Source organism: Variovorax brevis (assembly GCF_030317105.1).
Taxonomy (GTDB): domain Bacteria; phylum Pseudomonadota; class Gammaproteobacteria; order Burkholderiales; family Burkholderiaceae_C; genus Variovorax; species Variovorax brevis.
Genome location: NZ_JASZYG010000042.1, coordinates 1 through 18,853, shown reverse-complemented (window position 1 = coordinate 18,853; position 18,853 = coordinate 1). Strand labels below are relative to the sequence as shown.

Annotated in this window: 22 protein-coding genes and 1 pseudogene; 10 read left to right on the top strand and 13 right to left on the bottom strand. The window is 65.8% G+C overall.

Annotated features, from left to right (window positions below):
* Window positions 1-116 precede the first annotated feature (116 nt).
* The 4 genes from QTI66_RS38260 to QTI66_RS38245 all read left to right on the top strand — a co-directional run bounded on the left by QTI66_RS38260 (window position 117) and on the right by QTI66_RS38245 (window position 5,121).
* A complete protein-coding gene (locus QTI66_RS38260; protein ID WP_286565603.1) occupies window positions 117-467 on the top strand; it encodes a TAXI family TRAP transporter solute-binding subunit in 351 nt (116 codons plus the stop codon).
* Window positions 468-553: 86 nt separating this feature from the next.
* On the top strand, window positions 554-1,135 hold the full coding sequence (locus QTI66_RS38255) for a hypothetical protein (protein WP_286565602.1): 582 nt from the start codon (window positions 554-556) through the stop codon (window positions 1,133-1,135).
* Window positions 1,114-1,383, top strand: a complete 270-nt coding sequence (locus QTI66_RS38250) for a hypothetical protein (protein WP_286565601.1) — start codon at window positions 1,114-1,116, stop codon at window positions 1,381-1,383. The genes QTI66_RS38255 and QTI66_RS38250 overlap by 22 nt, the downstream gene beginning before the upstream one ends.
* A 99-nt stretch (window positions 1,384-1,482) precedes the next feature.
* The gene (locus QTI66_RS38245) at window positions 1,483-5,121 is read left to right on the top strand and encodes an autotransporter outer membrane beta-barrel domain-containing protein (protein WP_353506285.1); all 3,639 of its coding nucleotides are present in this window, start codon (window positions 1,483-1,485) and stop codon (window positions 5,119-5,121) included.
* Between the two features lie 212 nt (window positions 5,122-5,333).
* On the opposite strand, the gene QTI66_RS39815 is transcribed toward QTI66_RS38245, so the two are convergent.
* From QTI66_RS39815 to QTI66_RS38205, 10 genes and pseudogenes are all read right to left on the bottom strand, one after another.
* Window positions 5,334-6,053, bottom strand: a complete 720-nt coding sequence (locus tag QTI66_RS39815; RefSeq protein WP_353506284.1) for a SulP family inorganic anion transporter — start codon at window positions 6,051-6,053, stop codon at window positions 5,334-5,336.
* A complete protein-coding gene (locus QTI66_RS39810; protein ID WP_353506283.1) occupies window positions 5,998-6,414 on the bottom strand; it encodes a SulP family inorganic anion transporter in 417 nt (138 codons plus the stop codon). The genes QTI66_RS39815 and QTI66_RS39810 overlap by 56 nt, the downstream gene beginning before the upstream one ends.
* An 88-nt stretch (window positions 6,415-6,502) precedes the next feature.
* Window positions 6,503-6,715, bottom strand: a pseudogene (locus QTI66_RS39805) (SulP family inorganic anion transporter); the annotation flags it as partial.
* Window positions 6,696-7,253 carry a GNAT family N-acetyltransferase gene (locus QTI66_RS38235; RefSeq protein ID WP_286565598.1) on the bottom strand — a complete coding sequence of 186 codons (558 nt, stop codon included), beginning with the start codon at window positions 7,251-7,253 and terminating at the stop codon, window positions 6,696-6,698. The pseudogene QTI66_RS39805 and the gene QTI66_RS38235, both read right to left, overlap by 20 nt.
* 2 nt (window positions 7,254-7,255) lie before the next feature.
* Entirely contained in the window at window positions 7,256-8,065 is an 810-nt protein-coding gene (gene ppk2 / locus QTI66_RS38230; RefSeq protein WP_286565597.1) for a polyphosphate kinase 2, read from the bottom strand.
* 102 nt (window positions 8,066-8,167) lie between these two features.
* The gene (locus QTI66_RS38225) at window positions 8,168-9,208 is read right to left on the bottom strand and encodes a hypothetical protein (RefSeq protein ID WP_286565596.1); all 1,041 of its coding nucleotides are present in this window, start codon (window positions 9,206-9,208) and stop codon (window positions 8,168-8,170) included.
* Window positions 9,209-9,214: 6 nt separating this feature from the next.
* Complete coding sequence (locus QTI66_RS38220) at window positions 9,215-9,469, bottom strand: RNA-binding protein (RefSeq protein ID WP_286565595.1); 255 nt, start codon at window positions 9,467-9,469, stop codon at window positions 9,215-9,217.
* A gap of 52 nt (window positions 9,470-9,521) precedes the next feature.
* On the bottom strand, window positions 9,522-10,946 hold the full coding sequence (locus QTI66_RS38215) for a TolC family protein (protein WP_286565594.1): 1,425 nt from the start codon (window positions 10,944-10,946) through the stop codon (window positions 9,522-9,524).
* Window positions 10,946-12,166 carry an HlyD family secretion protein gene (locus QTI66_RS38210; protein ID WP_286565593.1) on the bottom strand — a complete coding sequence of 407 codons (1,221 nt, stop codon included), beginning with the start codon at window positions 12,164-12,166 and terminating at the stop codon, window positions 10,946-10,948. The genes QTI66_RS38215 and QTI66_RS38210 overlap by 1 nt, the downstream gene beginning before the upstream one ends.
* Window positions 12,167-12,177: 11 nt before the next feature.
* On the bottom strand, window positions 12,178-12,738 hold the full coding sequence (locus tag QTI66_RS38205) for a DUF3302 domain-containing protein (RefSeq protein WP_286565592.1): 561 nt from the start codon (window positions 12,736-12,738) through the stop codon (window positions 12,178-12,180).
* Window positions 12,739-13,099: 361 nt separating this feature from the next.
* Between QTI66_RS38205 and QTI66_RS38200 the strand changes: the two genes are divergently transcribed.
* From QTI66_RS38200 to QTI66_RS38185, 4 genes are all read left to right on the top strand, one after another.
* A complete protein-coding gene (locus QTI66_RS38200) occupies window positions 13,100-13,609 on the top strand; it encodes a hypothetical protein (RefSeq protein WP_286565591.1) in 510 nt (169 codons plus the stop codon).
* On the top strand, window positions 13,573-13,839 hold the full coding sequence (locus QTI66_RS38195; protein WP_286565590.1) for a hypothetical protein: 267 nt from the start codon (window positions 13,573-13,575) through the stop codon (window positions 13,837-13,839). The genes QTI66_RS38200 and QTI66_RS38195 overlap by 37 nt, the downstream gene beginning before the upstream one ends.
* Window positions 13,840-13,902: 63 nt before the next feature.
* A complete protein-coding gene (locus QTI66_RS38190) occupies window positions 13,903-14,454 on the top strand; it encodes a hypothetical protein (protein ID WP_286565589.1) in 552 nt (183 codons plus the stop codon).
* Window positions 14,455-14,474: 20 nt separating this feature from the next.
* Window positions 14,475-14,876 carry a hypothetical protein gene (locus QTI66_RS38185; protein ID WP_286565588.1) on the top strand — a complete coding sequence of 134 codons (402 nt, stop codon included), beginning with the start codon at window positions 14,475-14,477 and terminating at the stop codon, window positions 14,874-14,876.
* 165 nt (window positions 14,877-15,041) lie between these two features.
* Here QTI66_RS38185 and QTI66_RS38180 read toward each other — a convergent pair whose 3' ends face one another.
* Window positions 15,042-16,523 (bottom strand): phospholipase D family protein, encoded by a 1,482-nt coding sequence (locus QTI66_RS38180; protein ID WP_286565587.1) that lies wholly within the window; start codon window positions 16,521-16,523, stop codon window positions 15,042-15,044.
* A gap of 368 nt (window positions 16,524-16,891) precedes the next feature.
* On the opposite strand from QTI66_RS38180, the gene QTI66_RS38175 reads away from it, so the two are divergent.
* Both QTI66_RS38175 and QTI66_RS38170 read left to right on the top strand, forming a co-directional pair.
* Window positions 16,892-17,089 (top strand): hypothetical protein, encoded by a 198-nt coding sequence (locus QTI66_RS38175; protein ID WP_286565586.1) that lies wholly within the window; start codon window positions 16,892-16,894, stop codon window positions 17,087-17,089.
* 9 nt (window positions 17,090-17,098) lie between these two features.
* On the top strand, window positions 17,099-17,713 hold the full coding sequence (locus QTI66_RS38170; RefSeq protein ID WP_353506282.1) for a response regulator: 615 nt from the start codon (window positions 17,099-17,101) through the stop codon (window positions 17,711-17,713).
* Window positions 17,714-17,860: 147 nt separating this feature from the next.
* On the opposite strand, the gene QTI66_RS38165 is transcribed toward QTI66_RS38170, so the two are convergent.
* Window positions 17,861-18,148 (bottom strand): helix-turn-helix domain-containing protein, encoded by a 288-nt coding sequence (locus QTI66_RS38165; RefSeq protein ID WP_286565583.1) that lies wholly within the window; start codon window positions 18,146-18,148, stop codon window positions 17,861-17,863.
* Complete coding sequence (locus QTI66_RS38160; protein ID WP_286565582.1) at window positions 18,149-18,475, bottom strand: cyclic nucleotide-binding domain-containing protein; 327 nt, start codon at window positions 18,473-18,475, stop codon at window positions 18,149-18,151.
* Window positions 18,476-18,853: the final 378 nt, after the last annotated feature.

Here is an 18,853-nt window from a genome sequence, read left to right as displayed (position 1 = left end):
CATGCGCGCTGGACGCTGCTCGCAGTGGCAAGCGTGCTTGTTGCCTTCGTGGGCGCCTGGTTGATTCAAAGCGCCATTTCGCGCCACATCGTTCTCGCATCCGGCCCGCGAATGGCATGTACCACCTGTACGCGCAGCGCTACAGGGAAATCCTGGCACGGGAGGGCGCGACGGTCGAGGAACGCATGACGGGCGGTGCGGACGAGAACGAGCGCTTGCTGCGCGACCCCTGTTCCGGTGTAGATGTGGCTTTCGTGCATGGCGGTGTGGTGCGCCCGGCTGACCATGGGTCGCTGGTCATGCTCGCCGCCCTGTACTACGAACCGCTGTGGATCTTCTATCGCGACAGCATCGTCCATGAGCAGGTCGATGACCTTCGCCACAAGCGGCTTGCCGTGGGCTCGCCGGACAGCGGTGTACGCGCGTTCATGGATCCCCTGCTCGCGGCCAACGGCATCAGCGCCTGAACACCGAACTGGCTCCCCTGGTCAACCTGGAGGCCCTGCGCGCACTGCAGGCGGGGCAGGTCGATGCCGCGTTCCTGGTCGGGCCGGTGCAGTTCCCGGCGATCTGGCAGGCGTTGAACGACCCGGACCTGAAGCTCATGAGCCTGGCACGCGCCGAAGCCTGTCCGCGCAGGTTCCCCTGCATCACGAAGCTGCCCTTGCGACCGGGGACGGTCGATTTCGCACAGCACATCCCGCAGCAGGAGGTGAAGCTGATCGGCACCAAGGCGATGCTGGTTTCGCGCGACGGCCTGTCGCCGGCGATCATCAACCTGCTCCTCGAAGCCGCACGCGAACTGCATGGCAACCAGGGCTACTTCGAAACAGAGGACGAGTTTCCGAACACGGCCATGGTGGACCTGGCAGTGTCGTCCGATGCGGTGAGTCATCATTGCTTCGGCCCCAGCGTGCTTCACCGCTACCTGCCTTTCACCATCGCGGCCTACCTCGAGCGCCTGGTCGTGTTGCTGGTGCCCGTGCTGGTCGTGATCGTTCCACTGACCAGTCTCGTGCCGCGCTTGATGCGCTGGCGCATGCGCTCGCGCATCACCGCTGGTACGGCGAGTTGGCACTGCTCGAGCGCGACGTCAGGACACGCACTGGCGCATTGCCCGTCGAGCAATGGCTGATCGACCTGGGGCGGATCGAGCAGGCTGCCACGCGGATCCGGGCGCCGTTGAGCTATGCCAGCGAGGCCTGCACGCTGCGCGAGCACATCGGACTGGTTCGGCACGCCGTGATGGCCAAGGTGCAAGGCGTTGCCACGAACGCAGATGTCGAGGCGGCGGATGCCGCAACGGAGCTTGTGCGCAACGATCTTCAGGCGCGCGCTGCGCCAGTCGCGCAAGCTCCATCGGGCGTGAAGATGCCCTCCTGATCATGGCTTGAGCAAAACGACGGGGGCGCTCGAACTGCGCCAGTTTCAGCTTGAAGGATTGCAAACCCTAAGCGACACTGCGCCACTCGGCTGTCCGCAATGGCTCCGAAACAAGATTGGGGGGACCGTATGCCGCACCGGAAAAGTGCACCATCGCTTGCCGCAACCCTCCTGGCAGCCTCGCTCGTGCCTGCGCATGCCCAGACGTCCGACTGGACCGGCGCGTTGTCCCATGAGTGGTCTCTCAGTGAGAACTGGCTTGGCGGTGTTCCCAGGCAAACGAGCGACGCGACCATCAATACGATGACGCCGCGTTCGCCAGTGATCGGGAGCGCGGGCGCAACGGCCCAGAATCTCGCGATCGGGACAGGCATGCTCGCCATCCAGTCCACAGGGACATTGATCACTTCCTTCGGAACGATCGGCAATCTTCCGGGAGGCGTCGGGACGATGACGGTGACTGGCACAGACGCCAACTGGTCGAATATCGGAAGCGTCGTGGTTGGCGGCCAAGGCATGGGCACGCTCTTGGTCGACGGCGGCGGCACAGTGGAAACTGGCGGTGGCTCTGTCGGTTTGACTGCCGGTTCCACGGGCACGGTGAGGGTGACCGGCCAGGGCTCCACCTGGATCAACGGACCAAGCGGTGGGCTCAATATCGGCAGTTTCGGCACGGGTACGCTGACAATTGGGGACGGCGGTGCGGTTCACGATGAGTCAGTTGGCGGAGTCAAAGTTGGCACCAATGCTGGCTCCATCGGCATGACGACGGTGAGCGGTGCAGGATCGATTTTCAGCAGCAGATTGCCGGTGGTCATCGGCAATATTGGCAACGGTACGCTCACGGTTGCGGATGGCGGCATCGTAGACGCGCCGGTTGTTGTGCTTGCGGCGGATCCCCGTTCTGTCGGAGCTGTCAACATCGGCGCGGGAGCAGGAAGTCCGGCGGCAGCACCTGGCACGCTGACGACGCAAAGCATCGCATTTGGCGCTGGTACCGGTACGATCAACTTCAATCACACGTCCTCCAACTACGTGTTCGCGCCCAGGATCAGCGGCTCCGGCACCATCAATGTGCTCGCCGGCACGTCCATCTTCACTGGCGAGAACACCTATTCAGGCGGCACGACCCTGGGCGGGGGCGTGCTGCAGATCGCCAGCGATGGCAACCTTGGAGCACCTTCGGGAGGGTTGACCTTCGACAACGGCGCCTTGCGCACGACCGCCACACTTTCGACTGCCCGACCAGCGACGCTCAGTACTGGCGGCGGCACCTTCGAGACGCAAACCGGCACCACACTGACTTACCGTGGCGCCATTACAGGCAGCGGCGCATTGACCAAGACCGGCGGTGGCACGCTCGCCCTGAGCGAGGCCAACACCTTTGGCGGCGGAACCGGGATCAATGCCGGCACCTTGGAGGTCACGAACGACGGCAATCTCGGTTCGCCAACCAGCGCCCTCAGCTTCAACGGCGGTACGCTGCGCGCGACGGCCAGCTTCACAACGGGGCGAGCAACGACCCTGCTCCCGGGGGGCGGAACCATCGAGACCCAGTCAGGCGTGCTGACGCACAACGGCACTCTGGAAGGTGCTGGCGCACTCTCGAAGTCTGGCGCTGGCACCCTGATCCTGGGCGCCGACAACAGCTACACCGGCGGCACGACCATCAGTAGCGGCACCCTGCAACTGGGCAACGGCGGGACGACCGGCAGCATCGTCGGCGACGTGAACAACAACGCGTCGCTGGTCTTCAATCGCAGCAATGCACTGACCTTCAGCGGCGCCATCAGCGGAAGCGGCACCGTCACCAAGCTCAATGGTGGCCTGCTGACCCTGACCGGCGCCAGCAGCTACAGCGGCGGCACGATGCTCAAGGGCGGGCAGATCACGGTGGGCCACAACACCGCGCTGGGCAGTGGCGCCCTGGTCATGGACGAAGGCACCACGCTCGGCTTTGCCAGCGACGGCCTGAACCTGGCCAACGCCGTGGTGCTCACCGGCACCAGCGACCCCGTCATCGACACCGGCGCGCTCACAGAAACCTTGTCGGGCATCATCTCCGGCGGCGGGGCCCTCACCAAGAACGGCACCGGCACCCTGGTGCTGGCGGGCGCCAACAGCCACACGGGCGCCACCGCCGTGGACGTGGGCACCTTGCGCGCGGGCGCAGCCAATGCGTTCAGCGCCGCGTCCAGCCACACGGTGGCCCGGGGCGCGACGCTCGACACCGGCGGCTTCAACCAGCGCGTGGCGGCCTTGGCCAACAGCGGCACGGTCAGTCTGGTCAGCGCCAGCGCGGGGAGCACGCTCACGGTCACCGGCCCCTATGTCGGGAACGCGGGCGTGCTGAGGCTGGGCACGGGCCTGCCCGCAAGTGACAGGCTTGTGATCGATGGCGCCACGGCCACGGCGAGCGGCACCACCAATGTTCAGATCGCCACCCTGGGGGGGCTGGGCGCGCTGACCACGGGTGACGGCATCGAGGTCATCAGCGCGCGCAACGGCGCTACCACCACCGCGCAGACGACCAGGAGCGCTTTCGCCCTCGCCGGCGGGCATGTGGACGCAGGCGCCTACGAATACAGCCTCCATGCCGCCGACGCGCAGGGCGCGGGCGAGAACTGGTACCTGCGCTCGACGACAACCGTGCCGCCAGTGATCCCGCCTGTCGTGCCCCCGGGTGAATCCGGACCACCTCCGGTCGTACCCGTACAGCCGCCGACCCCACTCCCACCTGTTCAAGTGCCGACCTACCGGGCGGAGGTGCCCCTGCTGGCGGCCCTGCCGGGGCAGGTGCGCCAGGCCGACCTGGCGATGATGGGCAACCTGCATCGGCGCATGGGGGACGAGGCGCCCGGCTCCTGGGGCGGCCCAACGACCCAAGGCCCTTCGAGTCTTGCCGAAACAGGCACGCGCCGGGCCTGGGGCCGCTTTGTGTCCTCGGACTTGGGGGTGGAGCAGCCCGGCGTCGCGCAGGCCCGGGCCGACCTGCGGGTGAGCGGCCTGCAAGCGGGCACTGACCTGCTGGTGATGAACGGCTGGCGATCGGGCGTTTACGTGGGCTATTTGGACGGCACGGCCGACGTCAGCGGCAATGCGCGCGGCGTCAACGGGGATGTCGGCAGCAACGACCTGCGCTCGCGATTCCTGGGCGCGTACGCGACCTGGATGGATACCAGCGCCTGGTACGTGGACAGCGTGCTGCAGGGCGCCAGCCATCGCTACGAGATCCGGCCGGATGGCAACCCCAGCGTCTCGGGCAAGGCAAGCGGCTTCATGGCCTCGGTGGAAGGCGGCAAGGCGTTTGCGCTGACCGAGCGCTGGAGTGTCGAGCCACAGGCGCAACTGGCCTGGCAGCACAACAGCTTCGACGACCTGATTCTTGGCGGCGCGCGCGTTCAGCAGGACTCGGGCAGTGGCTGGATCGCCCGACTCGGCCTGCGCATCAGGGGCGATCTCGCCACCGCCGCCGGACGGCTGCAGCCCTATGGTCGACTGAACTTCTACCACGCAAACTTCGGCGGCGACGCGGCCCTCTTCATCGGACCGGCAGCATCGACGGTGATTGCCAGCGACGGCAGCTACAGTGCCGGCGAAGTTGCCGCCGGCGCGACCCTGGCGCTCACACCGGCGACAAGCCTCTACGGCGAAATCGGCCACCAATGGAACATCGGCGGCGATGCCACCGTGAAGTCCTCTGTGCAGGGCTCGCTGGGCATCAAGGTACGTTGGTAGGTTGCCAGTCTCTTCACCGGCTCGCCTCGCCTGGTGATCTGGTCGTAGAAGATCACTTGGCTGTCGTTGCGGGCATCCACTTGCGCGCACTTGTCACGGCTTCCACGAAGAATGAATGACACGCGCTCGGGTAGGTCGAAGACCAAGCCCATGTCCCGCAGCACGACCTTGGGGTTCACTTCGTCGACGAACGCCTGCATCTTGCGCCCGATCTACTGCACGTTGGCGACATAGACACGCCCCTGCGGCCGAAGCACCAGCATCCCGGGGACGAACTCGTCGTGGGGATGCTCTTCGCTCTTGGGCCGCATCACGTTGGTGCCGGGCTTGGGACCCCACACATACACCGGCGGATCGGACATCTGGCAGGCCAGCGCCACCAGCGACACGATGATCGCCGCCACGATGCCTTGCAGCGTGCCGAGCAGCACCACGCCCGCCATCGCCGCCGGGGCCCACACGAACTCCGTCTTGCGGATCTTGAGGATGGCCCTGAAACCGGACGGCTTGATCAACCCGACCGAATACTCGATGACCGCCGCTGGCAGCGTGGCGTGCGGCATCAGTCCGATGAAGGGCGCGAGGAACAGCGTCGTGCCCAAGGCGGCCGCGGCCGTCACCAGGGCTGCGACCTGGATCCACGCACCCGCAAGCCGGTTCACCGCCGTCCGCCTGGTGCCCCCGGCGGGCATCGCGCCGAACAGCGCACTGCCGGCATTTGCGAGCCCCGTGGCGAGCAGTTCCCAATGGGTGATGGAGCGGGCTCCCCGGCGCGTGCAAACGCCCTGCGCGACGAGATCGTCCCTGCAAAGCTCATCAGCGCAATGCCCATGGCCGCCGGCCAGAGCGCCAGCACGAGGTGCACGTCCGGCGCGTTCACGACCGGCAGGCCCGTCGGAACGGCGCCGACTGCCGCGACGCCCCAGGATCAAGACCCAGGAGCGTCATGCTGGCGATTCCGCCCGCCACCGCGATCAGCGGCGCAGACGGTGCCCACGGCCAGGGTTGCGACCGATGTTGGTGAAGGCGCCTGCACGATCGAGAGCAGTGCTGGACGAACCCGGTCTTCGGCACATGAATGCCAAGCACCTTGGTCAGCTGGTCCACGACGATGACGATGCCGATGCCGATGCCCGCCTTGAATCCGACCAGCACGGGTTCGGAGATGAAGTTGGCGACGAACTCCAGCCGCATCAACCCGCCCAGGAGGAGGACGTCGCCGGTGGGCAAGGTCAGCGTCGCGCAGGCCGCTGCAAGGCTGGCCGCGTTGTCGCCCGAAGTGACCTCGGCCAATGCCGTGCCCGTCAGGATCGCGAGCCGTGGTCGTGCTCACGCGGAGCACGCGCGAACTGCCGAGCACCGCGTAGATCGCCATCGGGATGAACACCGTGTACAGCCCGACCTGCACCGGCAGTCCGGCGATCGTCGCGTCAGCAAGCGCCTTGGGAATGACGACGGCCGCGGCGATCAGGCCGGCGATCACATCCGCCTTGAGCCATCCTGCCTGACAGTCGCGCAGCCACTGCGGCACGGGAATCAATGCATTGCCGGTCGAATGCCTGCCGCTGCGCGGATCACCCCTGTGCTGGCGCATGTCCATCACCCAGGCTGCGCTTGACCAATCGCGTCGTGGCGTCGCCGGGAAACTGCGAATCCTGGAAACCGAGCCGCCTGGCGAGCCCGCGCATCGACGCGTTGCTCGACAGCACGCAGCCCTCCATGTGCCGGAAGCCATGCGCTTGCGCGGCCGCCATCAGCATCTCCATGAGTCGGGGCGCCAGTCCCTGCCCTTGCCAGGCGTCGGCGATCATGATGGCGAACTCGCAGCTGTCGCTGCCGGCTTCCGAGGCGTAGCGCGCGCCGCCGACGATGGCCTCGTCCGGGGCCTGTCCGCTGACGGCCACCAGCGCGAACTCCTTGTCCGGCACCGGGTGGGTGGCCGCGTCGAGCGCCTTTTCCGGGATCTCGCGCATCGTGGCCATGAAGCGGGTGTAGCGCGCCTGCGCCGACATGCCGCTGACGGCCGCCTGCAGGGCATCCTTGTCCTCCGGAAGGATCTCCCGCACGGTCGCTCGCCGGCCGTCGCGCAGCGTCACGACCGCCGGAAGCGCGGGGGCGACGGCCCCGGCCATCGCTAGCACGCCTCCGGCACGTACCGGAAGGGGTGGTCCAGCTCCACGTAGTCGCCCTGCGCCTGGCGCTTGGGCAGCTTGATCTCGCGCGGCAGCTCTTCATAGGGAACGTGTCCGAGAAAGTGCTTGATCATGTTCAAGCGCGCGCGCTTCTTGTCGTTCGATCGCACGACGTACCACGGCGCCGTGGGCAGGTCGGTGGCCTTGAACATGTCGTCGCGGGCACGCGAATAGTCGTACCAGCGGCTGTACGACTTGAGGTCCATGGGCGTCAGCTTCCAGATCTTGCGGCCGTCCTCGATGCGCGACTCGAGCCTGCGGGTCTGCTCCTCGGGGCTCACTTCGAGCCAGTACTTCAGCAGGATGACGCCCGAGTCGATGATGGCCCGCTCCACGAGCGGTACGCCGGCCAGGAAGCTTTTGGCCTGCGCGTCCGTACAGAACCCCATGACGCGCTCGACCCCTGCCCGGTTGTACCAGCTGCGGTCGAAGATCACGATTTCGCCGGCAGCCGGCAGGTGCGGGATATAGCGCTGGATGTACATCTGGGACTTCTGCCGCTCGCTCGGCGCCGGCAAGGCCACGACACGAAACACCCGCGGGCTGACGCGCTCGGTGAGGGCCTTGATCGTGCCGCCCTTGCCCGCGCCGTCACGCCCCTCGAAGATCACGCACACCTTCAGGCCCGCGTGCTGCACCCATTGCTGCAGCTTGACCAGTTCGACATGGAGCTCGCGCAGCGTCTTCTCGTACTCCTTGTTCGACAACGGCCCACCCGGCCCGGATGTCGAAGCTTCTTCAGGTCCTTGCACATGCGCCTCGGCGGGGGCTTCCTTGTGGCCTGACTTCTCCCGATGGTGTTTCTTCTCGCTCTTGCTGACTCCATGGATGATTTGAAATTTGAAAGATCTGTTTCACTGTTCGTGCGGGCCCTTCGACCCACAACAACCGGGCTTCGTCCAGCAAATTCCGGGGTTGGGACACATCCCCGCGCGCCACCCGAACCAGCGCGAATGCACGCTCGCGCGGCGGATTGCCCGGCCCCGCGCGATCTCCAGGTCGAGCACGCAGCCCTCGTCCGCGCCCTGCGGCGGCAAGACGACGTTCATCGGACTCAGCCGCAGCCGCCGGGTCGTGACGTGGATCAGCTTGCCGGCGTCCGCGAACACCTCGCACATGCCGCCCAGCTGCGGTTCAGCGACTCCGATCGCGGCCCCAGGCTCTTCAGTCGCTGGTCGTTCTCCTCCAGGCGATCGCGCAGGCGCGCCAGTGCGCCGGCATCGACTTCGCTGTCGCCGCCGAGCACCGATCTCATCCAGGTGCCTTGGCGTTCGAGCAGCCGCAGCCGGGTCGCCAGCAGCGCATGCTCCTCCTCCAAGCACGTCGCGGCGGGCACTGTGCGCGCCGATCCGGCTGATACCCTCGATGGCCAGTTGATCCACCATCCGCCGCACGATCTCCTGGCGCAGGTCGGCATCGGAGGCCCCGCAGGTCCGGATCTGGTGATCGCAGAAGCTCAGCGTCGTCTGCGCAACGTCCGGGCGCGTGCCATCCCCCTCCAGCGCGACGCCCAGCGCCTTGCGCTCGTTCATCCCCATCCCGCGCACGGCACAGGCGTCCTGCGCGCCCGGCGGCTGTTCGAAGAAGGCGCCCAATTCGGTGGATCGGCTGGGGACCAGGCCGATGTCATCGGGGGAAGCGAAGAACGCCCGGAGATAGGGGTCCGGGTTCCAACCTGTTGCGTTGGCCGTATGCGCAGGTGGAAATTCCGCGACGAGGTCGCGAAGGCAGGCCAGCGTGTTCGCAACCGCGCTACCCAGGCGCGCCTCGTGTCCCCGGGCGACCCGCCGGAGCGCGCTTAGGTCGATGGCGCGCACCGAAATCCGCACCACTTCCCCGTCACGTGGTGCGTCGTTGCGGTCGCTGCCGCCAAAGAGCCGGCCGAACCCTCCCATGGCAGGTCAGGCAAAGTCGTCACTCAGGATCTGCGCAACGATCCGGCCATTCTTCCAGTACATGTCGTGGATCCTCTCCTTGAGCTTGTGCAGGACCTCGGGGCTGACGGTCTGGAACGTCAGGATGGCCCCGGGTCGCGATCCGGAACCCGGCACATGCTGGATCTTTTCGAACTCCGGAAACCCATACTTCACGAGGAAGGCCTTGATCTCCTCATCGGAGGTGCCATCCTCGATGTTGCCCAGCATCAGCCTTGACATGATGATCTCCTGATAGACGGATTGGTTGCAAAGCCATGATGTCACGCCATCCTCAGTCGGTACAGCATGGCGAAGCCCCCGCTGTCATCGCCGGCAGGTCGAAACCGCCCCCCAGCGCCAGGTACAAGTTCGTGCGCTGGGCCAGGCGCTCGGTCTGCACGCGCAGTCGCGAGGTGCGGGCCGCATACAGCGAGAGCTGGCTCTGCTCGATCGTTCGCAGGTCGATGGTGCCGATGCGGTACTGGATCCGGGCCAGGTCCAGCGCATCCGTGCTGTCGCGCACATAGCCGTCGAGGATGATCTCGCGTTCGCGCAAGGCCGCTTCCGCGCTCAGCGCGCCTTCGACCTCGCCGAACGCCCGCTGGCCGGTGCGCGCGTAGTCGGCGACGGCCTGCTTCTGCTCGGCCGAGCGGATCTCGACCTGGGCGCGCAACGCACCGCCCTGGTACAGCGGCGCGATCAGGTTGGCGCCGACGCTCCACACGGGGCTGTCGACGTCCTTCAGCACGATCAGTTCGCTCGACACGTTGCTGCCGCCCGCCGTCAGGCTGATCCGCGGCAGTTGCGCCGCCCTGGCTTCGCCCACGCGGTTGAATGCGGCAGCCACGCGGCGTTCGGCGGCCACCACGTCGGGCCGGCGCTCCAGCAGTTCCGAGGGCATGCCCACGGGCAGTGGCGGCGGCATCGCCGCCAAACGATCCGCCACCGCGATCTCCGCCGCCGGATAGCGCCCCACCAGCAACTCGAGAGAACGCAGGGCCTGCTCGCGCGACAGCTCGACCTGCCGGAGCGTGTCGCGGTACGGGCCCACGCTTGCGCGCGCCTGCGCCACCGCCGCCACGCTCCCGTTGCCCACGCGCTGCCGATCCTCGGCGATGCGCAGCAAGCCTTCGGCGGACTTCAGGGAATCTTGCGCTATCGTGCGCTGCAATCCGGCCTCGACCGCCAGGAACCATCCCTTGGCCACCAGCGCCGCGAGGGACTGGCGCGCATAGGCATAGTCGGCCTCGGCGGCCGCGGACGTCTCCCTGGCAGCCTCGCGTCCATAGCGCAGGCGGCCCCAGACGTCGAGCTCCAGCGAGGCATTCAGGAAGATCCCGTCCAGGCCGCCACCGCCGCCCGACTTGCCGCCGCCCAAGCCGACGATGCCCACCGAGGGAAGCAATGCGCCGGAGGCCACTTTCACGTAGCCGGCGGCTTGCTCGACGCGCGCGGACGCCACCCTCAGGTCGGCGTTGTAGACGAGCGCCTCGTTGACGAGCGCGGTCAGGGCGGGCTCGTTGAAGGATGTGAGCCAGCCGTCCGCCGTCGGCGCCGCCACGCCTTCGCCGGCGCGCCAGGCCGTTGGCAAGGGTGCTTGCGGGAGCACTTCCTTTTGCAGGTCCTGCGCCGTCGGCGGTGCCTTGAGCGCACAGCCTCCCAGCACGCCCGCCAGGCAGGCCGCAAGAATCCGCAGGCGAAGCGATGGCGTGCGCATCAGTGCAGCTTCAGGACGAGGTAGTTGGTGATCGCGCCGACGCGAAGGATCACCATCCGGATGATGTGGATCATCTCCACGTGCTCGGTGTAGATCGCGCCGTCGCCGTCCGCGCCGGCCGCCAGGAACAGGTCGCGGTTCTTTTCGTCGACGATGAGCTTCACGGGGAAGCGGCCCGGCACCTGCGGATAGACGCCGGTCTGGGGCAGGTTGCCCGACTGTGCGACTTGCCCTTGGCCCTGTGCCCACACGATGGAATCGACCGTGGCCCCGATGATGTGGCCCGGATTGGTCTTGAGCGTGAACTCCGCCCGGTTTCCGGGCTCGACGAGCCGCAACTCGTTCTGGCTGTAGAGCGCGATGACCTGGTACGTCTCCTCGACAAAAGTCATCGCCGGCGCCAGCGGCACCGACACCACGAAGGAACCGGGGCGCAGCTGGACGTTGATGGCATAGCCGCTCGTCGGCGCGTACACGGCGGTCTGGTCGAGGTTCCATTGCGCATTGCCGAGGTCGGCGCGGCTCAGGTCCACCTGGGCTTTGGCGGTGGCCAGTTGCGCCCGCGCAGACGCAACAGACGCCTGTTCGCCGTTGACCTGACCGGAAAGCTTCTGGGTGACCTGCGCTTCGTTCGCGGCAGCCGTCGCGACCTGGCCCTGCAGTTCGAGCAAGGTCGATTCAGCCTGCTCCAGCGCGAAGCGGTCGCCCGCGCCCGTGGACACCAGTTCCTTGTTCTGGCGAACGCGCAGCCGTGCAAGTTCCAGCCTCGGCTGCAGCGCCTTGACCTGTCCCGTTGCGGCCTTGAGTTGTTCCTGCAATTGCCGAGCGCCGGCCGTCGCGTCCACCAGGGCCGCGCCCGCCTGCGCGAATTTCGCTTCGTCCGCGGCGAGCTTGGCCTTGGCGGCGTTCAGTTCGTTTTCGTACTGGGTCGGGTCGATGCGAAACAGCAGCTCCCCCTTCTTCACCAGCCGGTTGGGCTCCACGGGCACCTCCAGCACCCGGCCGCGCACCTGCGGCACCACCTGCACCACATACTTGATGACCCGTACATCGCTGGACGATGGCGCCACGACGTTGAGCGTCAGGACCAGCGCCGTCAGCGCCACGATCGGGATGATCACCACCGTGACCTGCGACGTGGTGTTCCACGGCAGCCACTTGAACTTGATGAAGATCAGCCAGACGAAGAAGGCGTAAATGGCAAGGAGCAGTGCTTCCATCAGTTGCTCGCTTATGTCGGGTTGCCCGGCTGGCCTTCTGGTCTGGCGGCAACCGCCGCAGAAGCAGTCGCCAGGTTCCTGCGCAAGACCTTGAGTTCGGCCGTGAGCGTGCCTTTGGCATCCATCGCGTCGAGTTCTTCGCGCAGGTGCTGAATATCATGCTCGAGCATCTCGCCGGCGAGCGCCCGCTCGCCCTGCTCGTGGAAGTAGTCTTCGTGTTTCTCGGTGCCGTATGCCGCCTGGTAGCCCACAGGCTTCACGTAGGCCCACAGCCACGCAATCGGCCACAGCATGCCGCCGAACACCAATGAGAGCAGGCAAAGCGTCTTGATCGCGTCGCGCTGCGGATGGTGCCGCTTGTGCGCGATCTTCTCCGGCATGACGTGAACCAGCCAGAACAGCACGATCCCGCCGATGGGAACGGCAAAGATGATGAACCACGCGAGCCCGGTCGCTGCCGACGCCATCTTTTCGGGCGGCAGGAACGAGGCGTGAGCACCCAAGGGTGCTGCGAATGCAAACACGCCGAGCGCACGCGCCGCCCGGGTCCGTCCTGTCGCGAAAGATCGCATCTCTGGGCTCCTGAGCTTGCACATGGTGATGCGGCGATGCTAGCGTGGATTTCCACGGACCGGAGTCTTGGCAAGCATCGGCGGCTCTGAGGGTCCTTTGTCCCGCAGCAAGCGGCCCTGGTGAGCGCAACGTTCCCAGGGCTTTCGCGTTTGCTGGTCCCTGGAATGTCCGTGCTGCCCTGGCGATCGTCTTATCTTGACTGGTATTCTTTTATGTTCAGCTGGCCCAGCCGAGGCTTCCAACAGCCATCGCTCGACAGAGTCTCGCAAAGTCTCATGCTCTCGAATGAGCAGTGCACCACCCACAGGGTGGCGCTTGATCCTTGCGTCCTGATGCCTTTGCCATTGCCATTGCCGGTTCATGTACCAAGTTGTCTATGTGTCCATCAGACAATCCAAATACACAAGCGATCCGCGACGATTCTTCCTCGAACCCGCCTCGACCAAGCAGCGCCAGTACGAAGCCCTGCGGGCCCACTTCGTCGGGCAACAACCTTCCGCCGAGGTCGCCCGCGCGTTCGGCTACACGCCCGGATCCTTCCAGGTCATGTGCCGTCGCTTCCGGCACAACACCGATCCCGTCTTTTCGTCTCAGCCCACCCCGGCCCGCGTCACCAGCCCAAGAAGTCCGCCGGGCGCGGCCTCATCGTTGAGCTGCGCAAAGCTCAACCACTCGATCCACGAAATCTCCGACGCCCTGAAGGAGCGTGACCTCGCCCTCAGCCCCACCGCGGTGGGCGAGGTGCTCAAGGCCGAGGGCTTCGCAGCGCTGCCCCGACGCAGGCACGACGAACGACCCGAGCGGGTCAGCGCCGCGGTCGAACCGAGGCCGACGTGCGCCAGTTCTCCCTGGCGCCGCGGCGCTTGCTGACGCGCTGCGGCGGCCTGTTCCTGTTCCTGTTCCTGTTCCTGTTCCTGCCCGAGCTTGCGCGACTGCACCTCGACGCGCTGGCCCAAGCCGCTGCACTGCCCGGCTCCAGGATGGTTCCCTCCACCCACGCATTGCGCTGCTGCTTGGCCTTGAAGCTGCAGTCCGTCGAGCGCAACAGCCACGTCATGCCCCTCGTGGCCGACCAGGGCTGGCTCTGTCATGCGGGCTGAACGTGATCCCCAAGAAGCTGCCTGTCGGAATGCTCTTGCCGCGTCCCGCAAACCACCCGCCTGATGGCAGCCTTCCAGGACCAGATCGCCGCTGACAAGCTGCTGCCCGCACGATCCTTCCCCTGGACTTCCATTCGGTCCCCTACCACGGCGAGCCCCGTCGTGCAGCGCCACGACGTGGCCATGCGCAGTCGCCGCCAAGCCAGCATCCTGACCTTCATGGCGCACGACGCCCACGGCCGCGCCTTGTGCTACTCCAACACTGACTTGCGCAAGGGTGAAGCAGCGCACGAGATCTTCAACTTCATCTCGTTCCGGGAGAAACACCACGGCACGCGCCCGCGTCATCGCGTCTTTGATTCGAAGTTGACGACCCACGCCAACCTGGCGCGGCTTGACGCCATGGCCATCCCCTTCATGACGCTGCGCAGGCGCTCGCCGGCGCTGCTCAAGGAAATCGCGCTGCTGCCGCGTTCCGCCTGGGGCACCGTCGAACCCGACGTGCCCACGCGCAAGCACCGCACGCCCCGAGTCTTCGAGCAAACCACCCGCATCGAGGGCACGACTTTTGCCAGCTCTTCATCCTGGACCTCGGCGAGCCCACCATCCTGCTGACCAACGATCGGGGCGCCTCGGTGCCGGCGCTCATCGCCCGCTACGCCAAGCGCATTCTGATCGAGAACGCCCTGTCCGATGCGGTGCGCTTCTTCCACATGCATGCGCTCTCGTGGGCGGTGGGCTTGAAGGTGGACTTCGACATGCGCTGCTCGTCATCGCCAGCGGCCTGTATCGCCTTGCTGGCACGCAAGATGAGGGGCTATGCCGACGCCCAGCGCGCCACATCTTCCGTGACATCATCGACATGCCCGCCACCGTCGATATCACCTCAACAGGTGTCAACGTCCAATTCCACCGCCGCGCCCAGCTGCCCATCATCATCATCATCATCATCATCCATCATCATCGCCTCGGGCCTCTTGAACACCCCCGTGGTCATCCCGTGGTGGAACAATCTGCCGCTGACCTTGACCGCATAGCGCCCAAGGGAAATACCCTGGACCCTCGGCGAATTCAGGTCCGTGGAAATCCAGGCCAGTGAAGGTCGCGGCGCACTTTCTTGAGAAACGTCAAATCGGCGACGAATGGCGCCAGCTCCTTGTTCGGGCTCCGGAAGCGCGGGCTTGGAGGTCCAGGGCGAAGTGTCAAAGCATCCACTCGATCGGGAGCACCCTGAGAAAGTCGATCCATACCCGTCGCATCAGGCCCGTTTCCGGCTCTGTCGTGAAGATCTTTTCGCCATCCGCCGACTGCTCGACCCACTCGAGATCGCCATCGGGCCGCAAGCGCACGAGATAGGCCTCGTCCGGGAGCCGGCTGTCGAGCTGCCTCGCCAGCACTGTGGCCAGCGATGCGCTGTCGATGACCACGCCCATCTCGGTATTGAGCCGGGCCGAGCGCGGGTCGAGGTTGAACGACCCCACGAACAAGCGCTTCCGGTCCGCGCCGAAGGTCTTGGCATGCAGGCTCGACGCAGAACCAGCCCGGCTTGCCCCGCTGCCCGGCATGCCCGACGAGCGGTCGCCTCCTTTGGACGATGAAACCGCAGCAACGCGCTTGAGCTCGTACAGGGTGATCCCCGCCTGGAGCAACTCCTTCCTGTATCTGCAATACCCCGCATGGACCGGCCCGACGTCCGTCGCCGACAGCGAGTTCGTCAGCACGCGCACCTTGACGCCACGCCTGGCGAGCTTGACCAGGCCTTCGGTTCCACTGGTGCCGGGCACGAAGTAGGGTGAGACCAGATCGACCTCATGTTCCGGCTTGCCCAGCGCGTGTTCCAGGTGCGCGAGCATCTGCAGGTCCGTGCCGTCCGAAGCTTGCAGCGCTTTGGCGGGGTTGTCGTAGAGCACCCGGGCGGAGGTCCATTCGAAGGGCACGGCGCCCTGTCCCATCTGGGTTACCAAAGGAATCTGAAGCGTCGCCGAAACGTAGGCCTTCGCGGCGGGGTCGTCGTGCACAGCATCCCAGCCAGCGCGCAATTGGGCGAGGCCTTCAGGTGCGGCTGGCGGCATCAGGTTGGCTGCGGGGTAGGCCGATTCACTGTTCCAGAACAGGTCGAACTGGCTCGACACTTCGTGCACCACAGGCCCGATGGCCATGACATCCAGGTCCTGGAAGCCGACCTCCATGTGCGCGCCGAAGTATTCGTCGCCGATGTTGCGCCCGCCCGTGATCGAGACCTGGTTGTCCGCGGTGAACGACTTGTTGTGCATCCGGTGGTTCACCCGCGCGAAATCCATGACCAGGTCCCCGGCCCTGAAGCGGCGGTTCGCAAAGGGATTGAACAGGCGAATCTCGATGTTTGGATGCGCATCCAGCGTGGCGAGCATCGGATCGAGCCCCGCGGTGTTGGCGTCATCGAGCAGCACGCGCACGCGCACCCCACGCTCCGCGGCTTGCCATACGGCCTGCCACAACAACTGCCCCGTCGTGTCACGATGCCAGATGTAGTACTGCAGGTCGAGGCTGCGCTCGGCACTGCCGGCAAGCAGGACCAAGGCTGCAAAGGCCTCATTGGCGACGGCCAGCGCATGGATTCCGGATTGGCCGGGATGCCTGGCGGTCTCGCGACGCACAACCTGCCCGAGCCGGGTGTCGTCGGTGCGGGTCACTGCATGGGTCATCGTGCGTTGCACCTGGCTGGGCAAGCTGGAGCACCCGGCAAGAAGAACCGCCAGGGTGCAGGCGAGAACGGCGTGGTTGAGAGACATCGGGTGATGCGCCGATGCTAAGGGAAAGCCGTTGCGCATCCACTTGAGCAAGCTCAATGTCGACCACCGAAGCCGGGCGAAATGCAGTTCCGGATTGAATATCAATCGCCCGGTTTGCAGAGCGCCGAGACTGGCCACCGCTTGACCCACCCATGCATTGATCTTTCCTGAAGAAGAGACAGATAAAGCGACAGGCGATCGCCGCTGCCGTCTCGCCGGCGCTGTGCGGTGCTTCGCAGGCGCAATTTAACGAAGAACTCAAGGCGACGCCGGACCAGGCCATGAGGACGATCCAGGACTTGCAGGCACGCGTCAAGGCCCTGGAGCAAAAGCCTGTGCCGCCATCTTCAGCACCCGCGGTTGCGGGCGCGACACCGGCGCCTGCCGCGACAGCCACGCCGGGCGCACCGGGCATCTGGGTGAACTCCATGGCCCCGGAAGGCGCACCCGATCCGGAAAAGGCGCGCGTCGAGCTCTAAAGCCGCGTGATGATCGACGCGGAAAGGTTCACAAACCACCAAGCCACTGGATCTCATGGTGCGTCAGCGCGGAATTGTCCTGCGCATTCCCCTTCCAGTGGGCCCTTACGTCCTTGGCTTCAACGCCGATCTCGCACATTTTCCAAGCCACTCTTGAGAATGCTCACCTCCGAGCCCTGCACTCTGGCGCAGTATGGACGCCACACAACGTGCCAGAGGTTGGAAGTGAGAGTGCTATTGGTCGACGATTCCCCATCAATACAGCAAAGCTTCGGTGCCTTGCTGGCAACGGCCCCGGGCGTCGATGTCGTGGGCTACGCGGAAGACTTCGCCGCGGCGCTTGAAGCGATCGCTTCGAAGCAGCCGGATCTCATCGTGCTGGATGCCAAATTGCGCGGTCGGGATCGGGGTCTGGACGTGATGCACCACGTCAGGCAGCATCACCCCCACATCAAGGTGATCGTCTTGTCCCAGTTCGGCTGGGCTTCCATGCGCAAGAGTTACCTGGAGGGCGGTGCCCTCGCATACTTTGACAAGGGCCTGGAGTTTCAGCAGGCACGGGACTGCATCTGGGCGCTCGCGCGTGCACACGATGCGCTGCGCGCCAAGCCGGAGAAGCCCTGACCTCGCCCCTGAAAGGCCAGCGCCATCGCGTTTGCGAGCCGCGTCGAGGGTGCATGCAGCGATTTCGAGTGCCCCTTGGCGGGCTCGCGCGTACCTTGCGCGAACGCTGCAGGCCAGGCAGGTCGGTATTTTCGACCTTCCTCTGATTCACACGACAAGGCGCAAGTCAGACAACACGGTAAATGAACGGCTGATGGTCTCGTGGGCCACACCAAGGCAGCTTCCGATGTCGCGGCGCGTCATCTGCAGGCGCAGGTGACCTGGCGCGTGGCCGAGCACGGGGAGTCGCTGCGACAGGTGGATCAGGAACCGCGCCAGCCGCACTTCGGCGGCCACGGCGCCCATCATGGCAGCCAATCGCGTCGGGTCGAGCATGGCGGTGCCCACGGCACGCATCACGCCCCGGTCGAACGCAGGTTGACTTTGCGCCAACACCTAGAAGTCAGGCAAGGCGATGGCATGGACCTTCGAATCCTCCAGGGCCGCCACGCCCATCAGGTGCCGATCTCCGGCCAAAGCGTCGCATCCGGCCAAGTCGCCGCGATGCATTAAGCCGACCCGTTCGTAGCCGTCTCCCGCCGTCCGGAAAGCCTTGAACGAACCAGTGCGAACGACGTGGACGGAGGTCGCCACGGCGCCTTCGAGGATCAGCGTCTCGCCGGCACCGGGACGTCGCACGTCCAGCGGCACGCCCGGCATGGGCCCGCCACGTTCGACGGGCACGCCAATGAACTCGCACATCTCGCAGGCTGGTGCGTTCACGTTCCTCGATGGCGGCAGGTCGCACCATGCAGCTGGCACTGAGGGAAGCTGGCGAAGCATGGACCGGGACTTCGTTCATCGAGCACCTCCGGGAACCTGGGCGGCGAAGGTGCGCCGAACGCGACCTGACGGCCATCGGATTGCTGCTGCGCAGCACAACGGATTTATCTTCAGAGCGTCAGGGTGTTTTCCTAACGGACGTTCGGAATATTCCGAATCGCCGCCGGTGGACGCCGGGTTCGCTCACCACCGAACAATTGAAGGGTTCGGAACGTGTCAATGAGTTTGCTACACCCGGCTTCATGAATTTACTGTGCAGGGCTGTGGTGATGTTGGGTCGGCGGTCTCCGATGGTGGTGGGTTGATCCATGCTGCGTT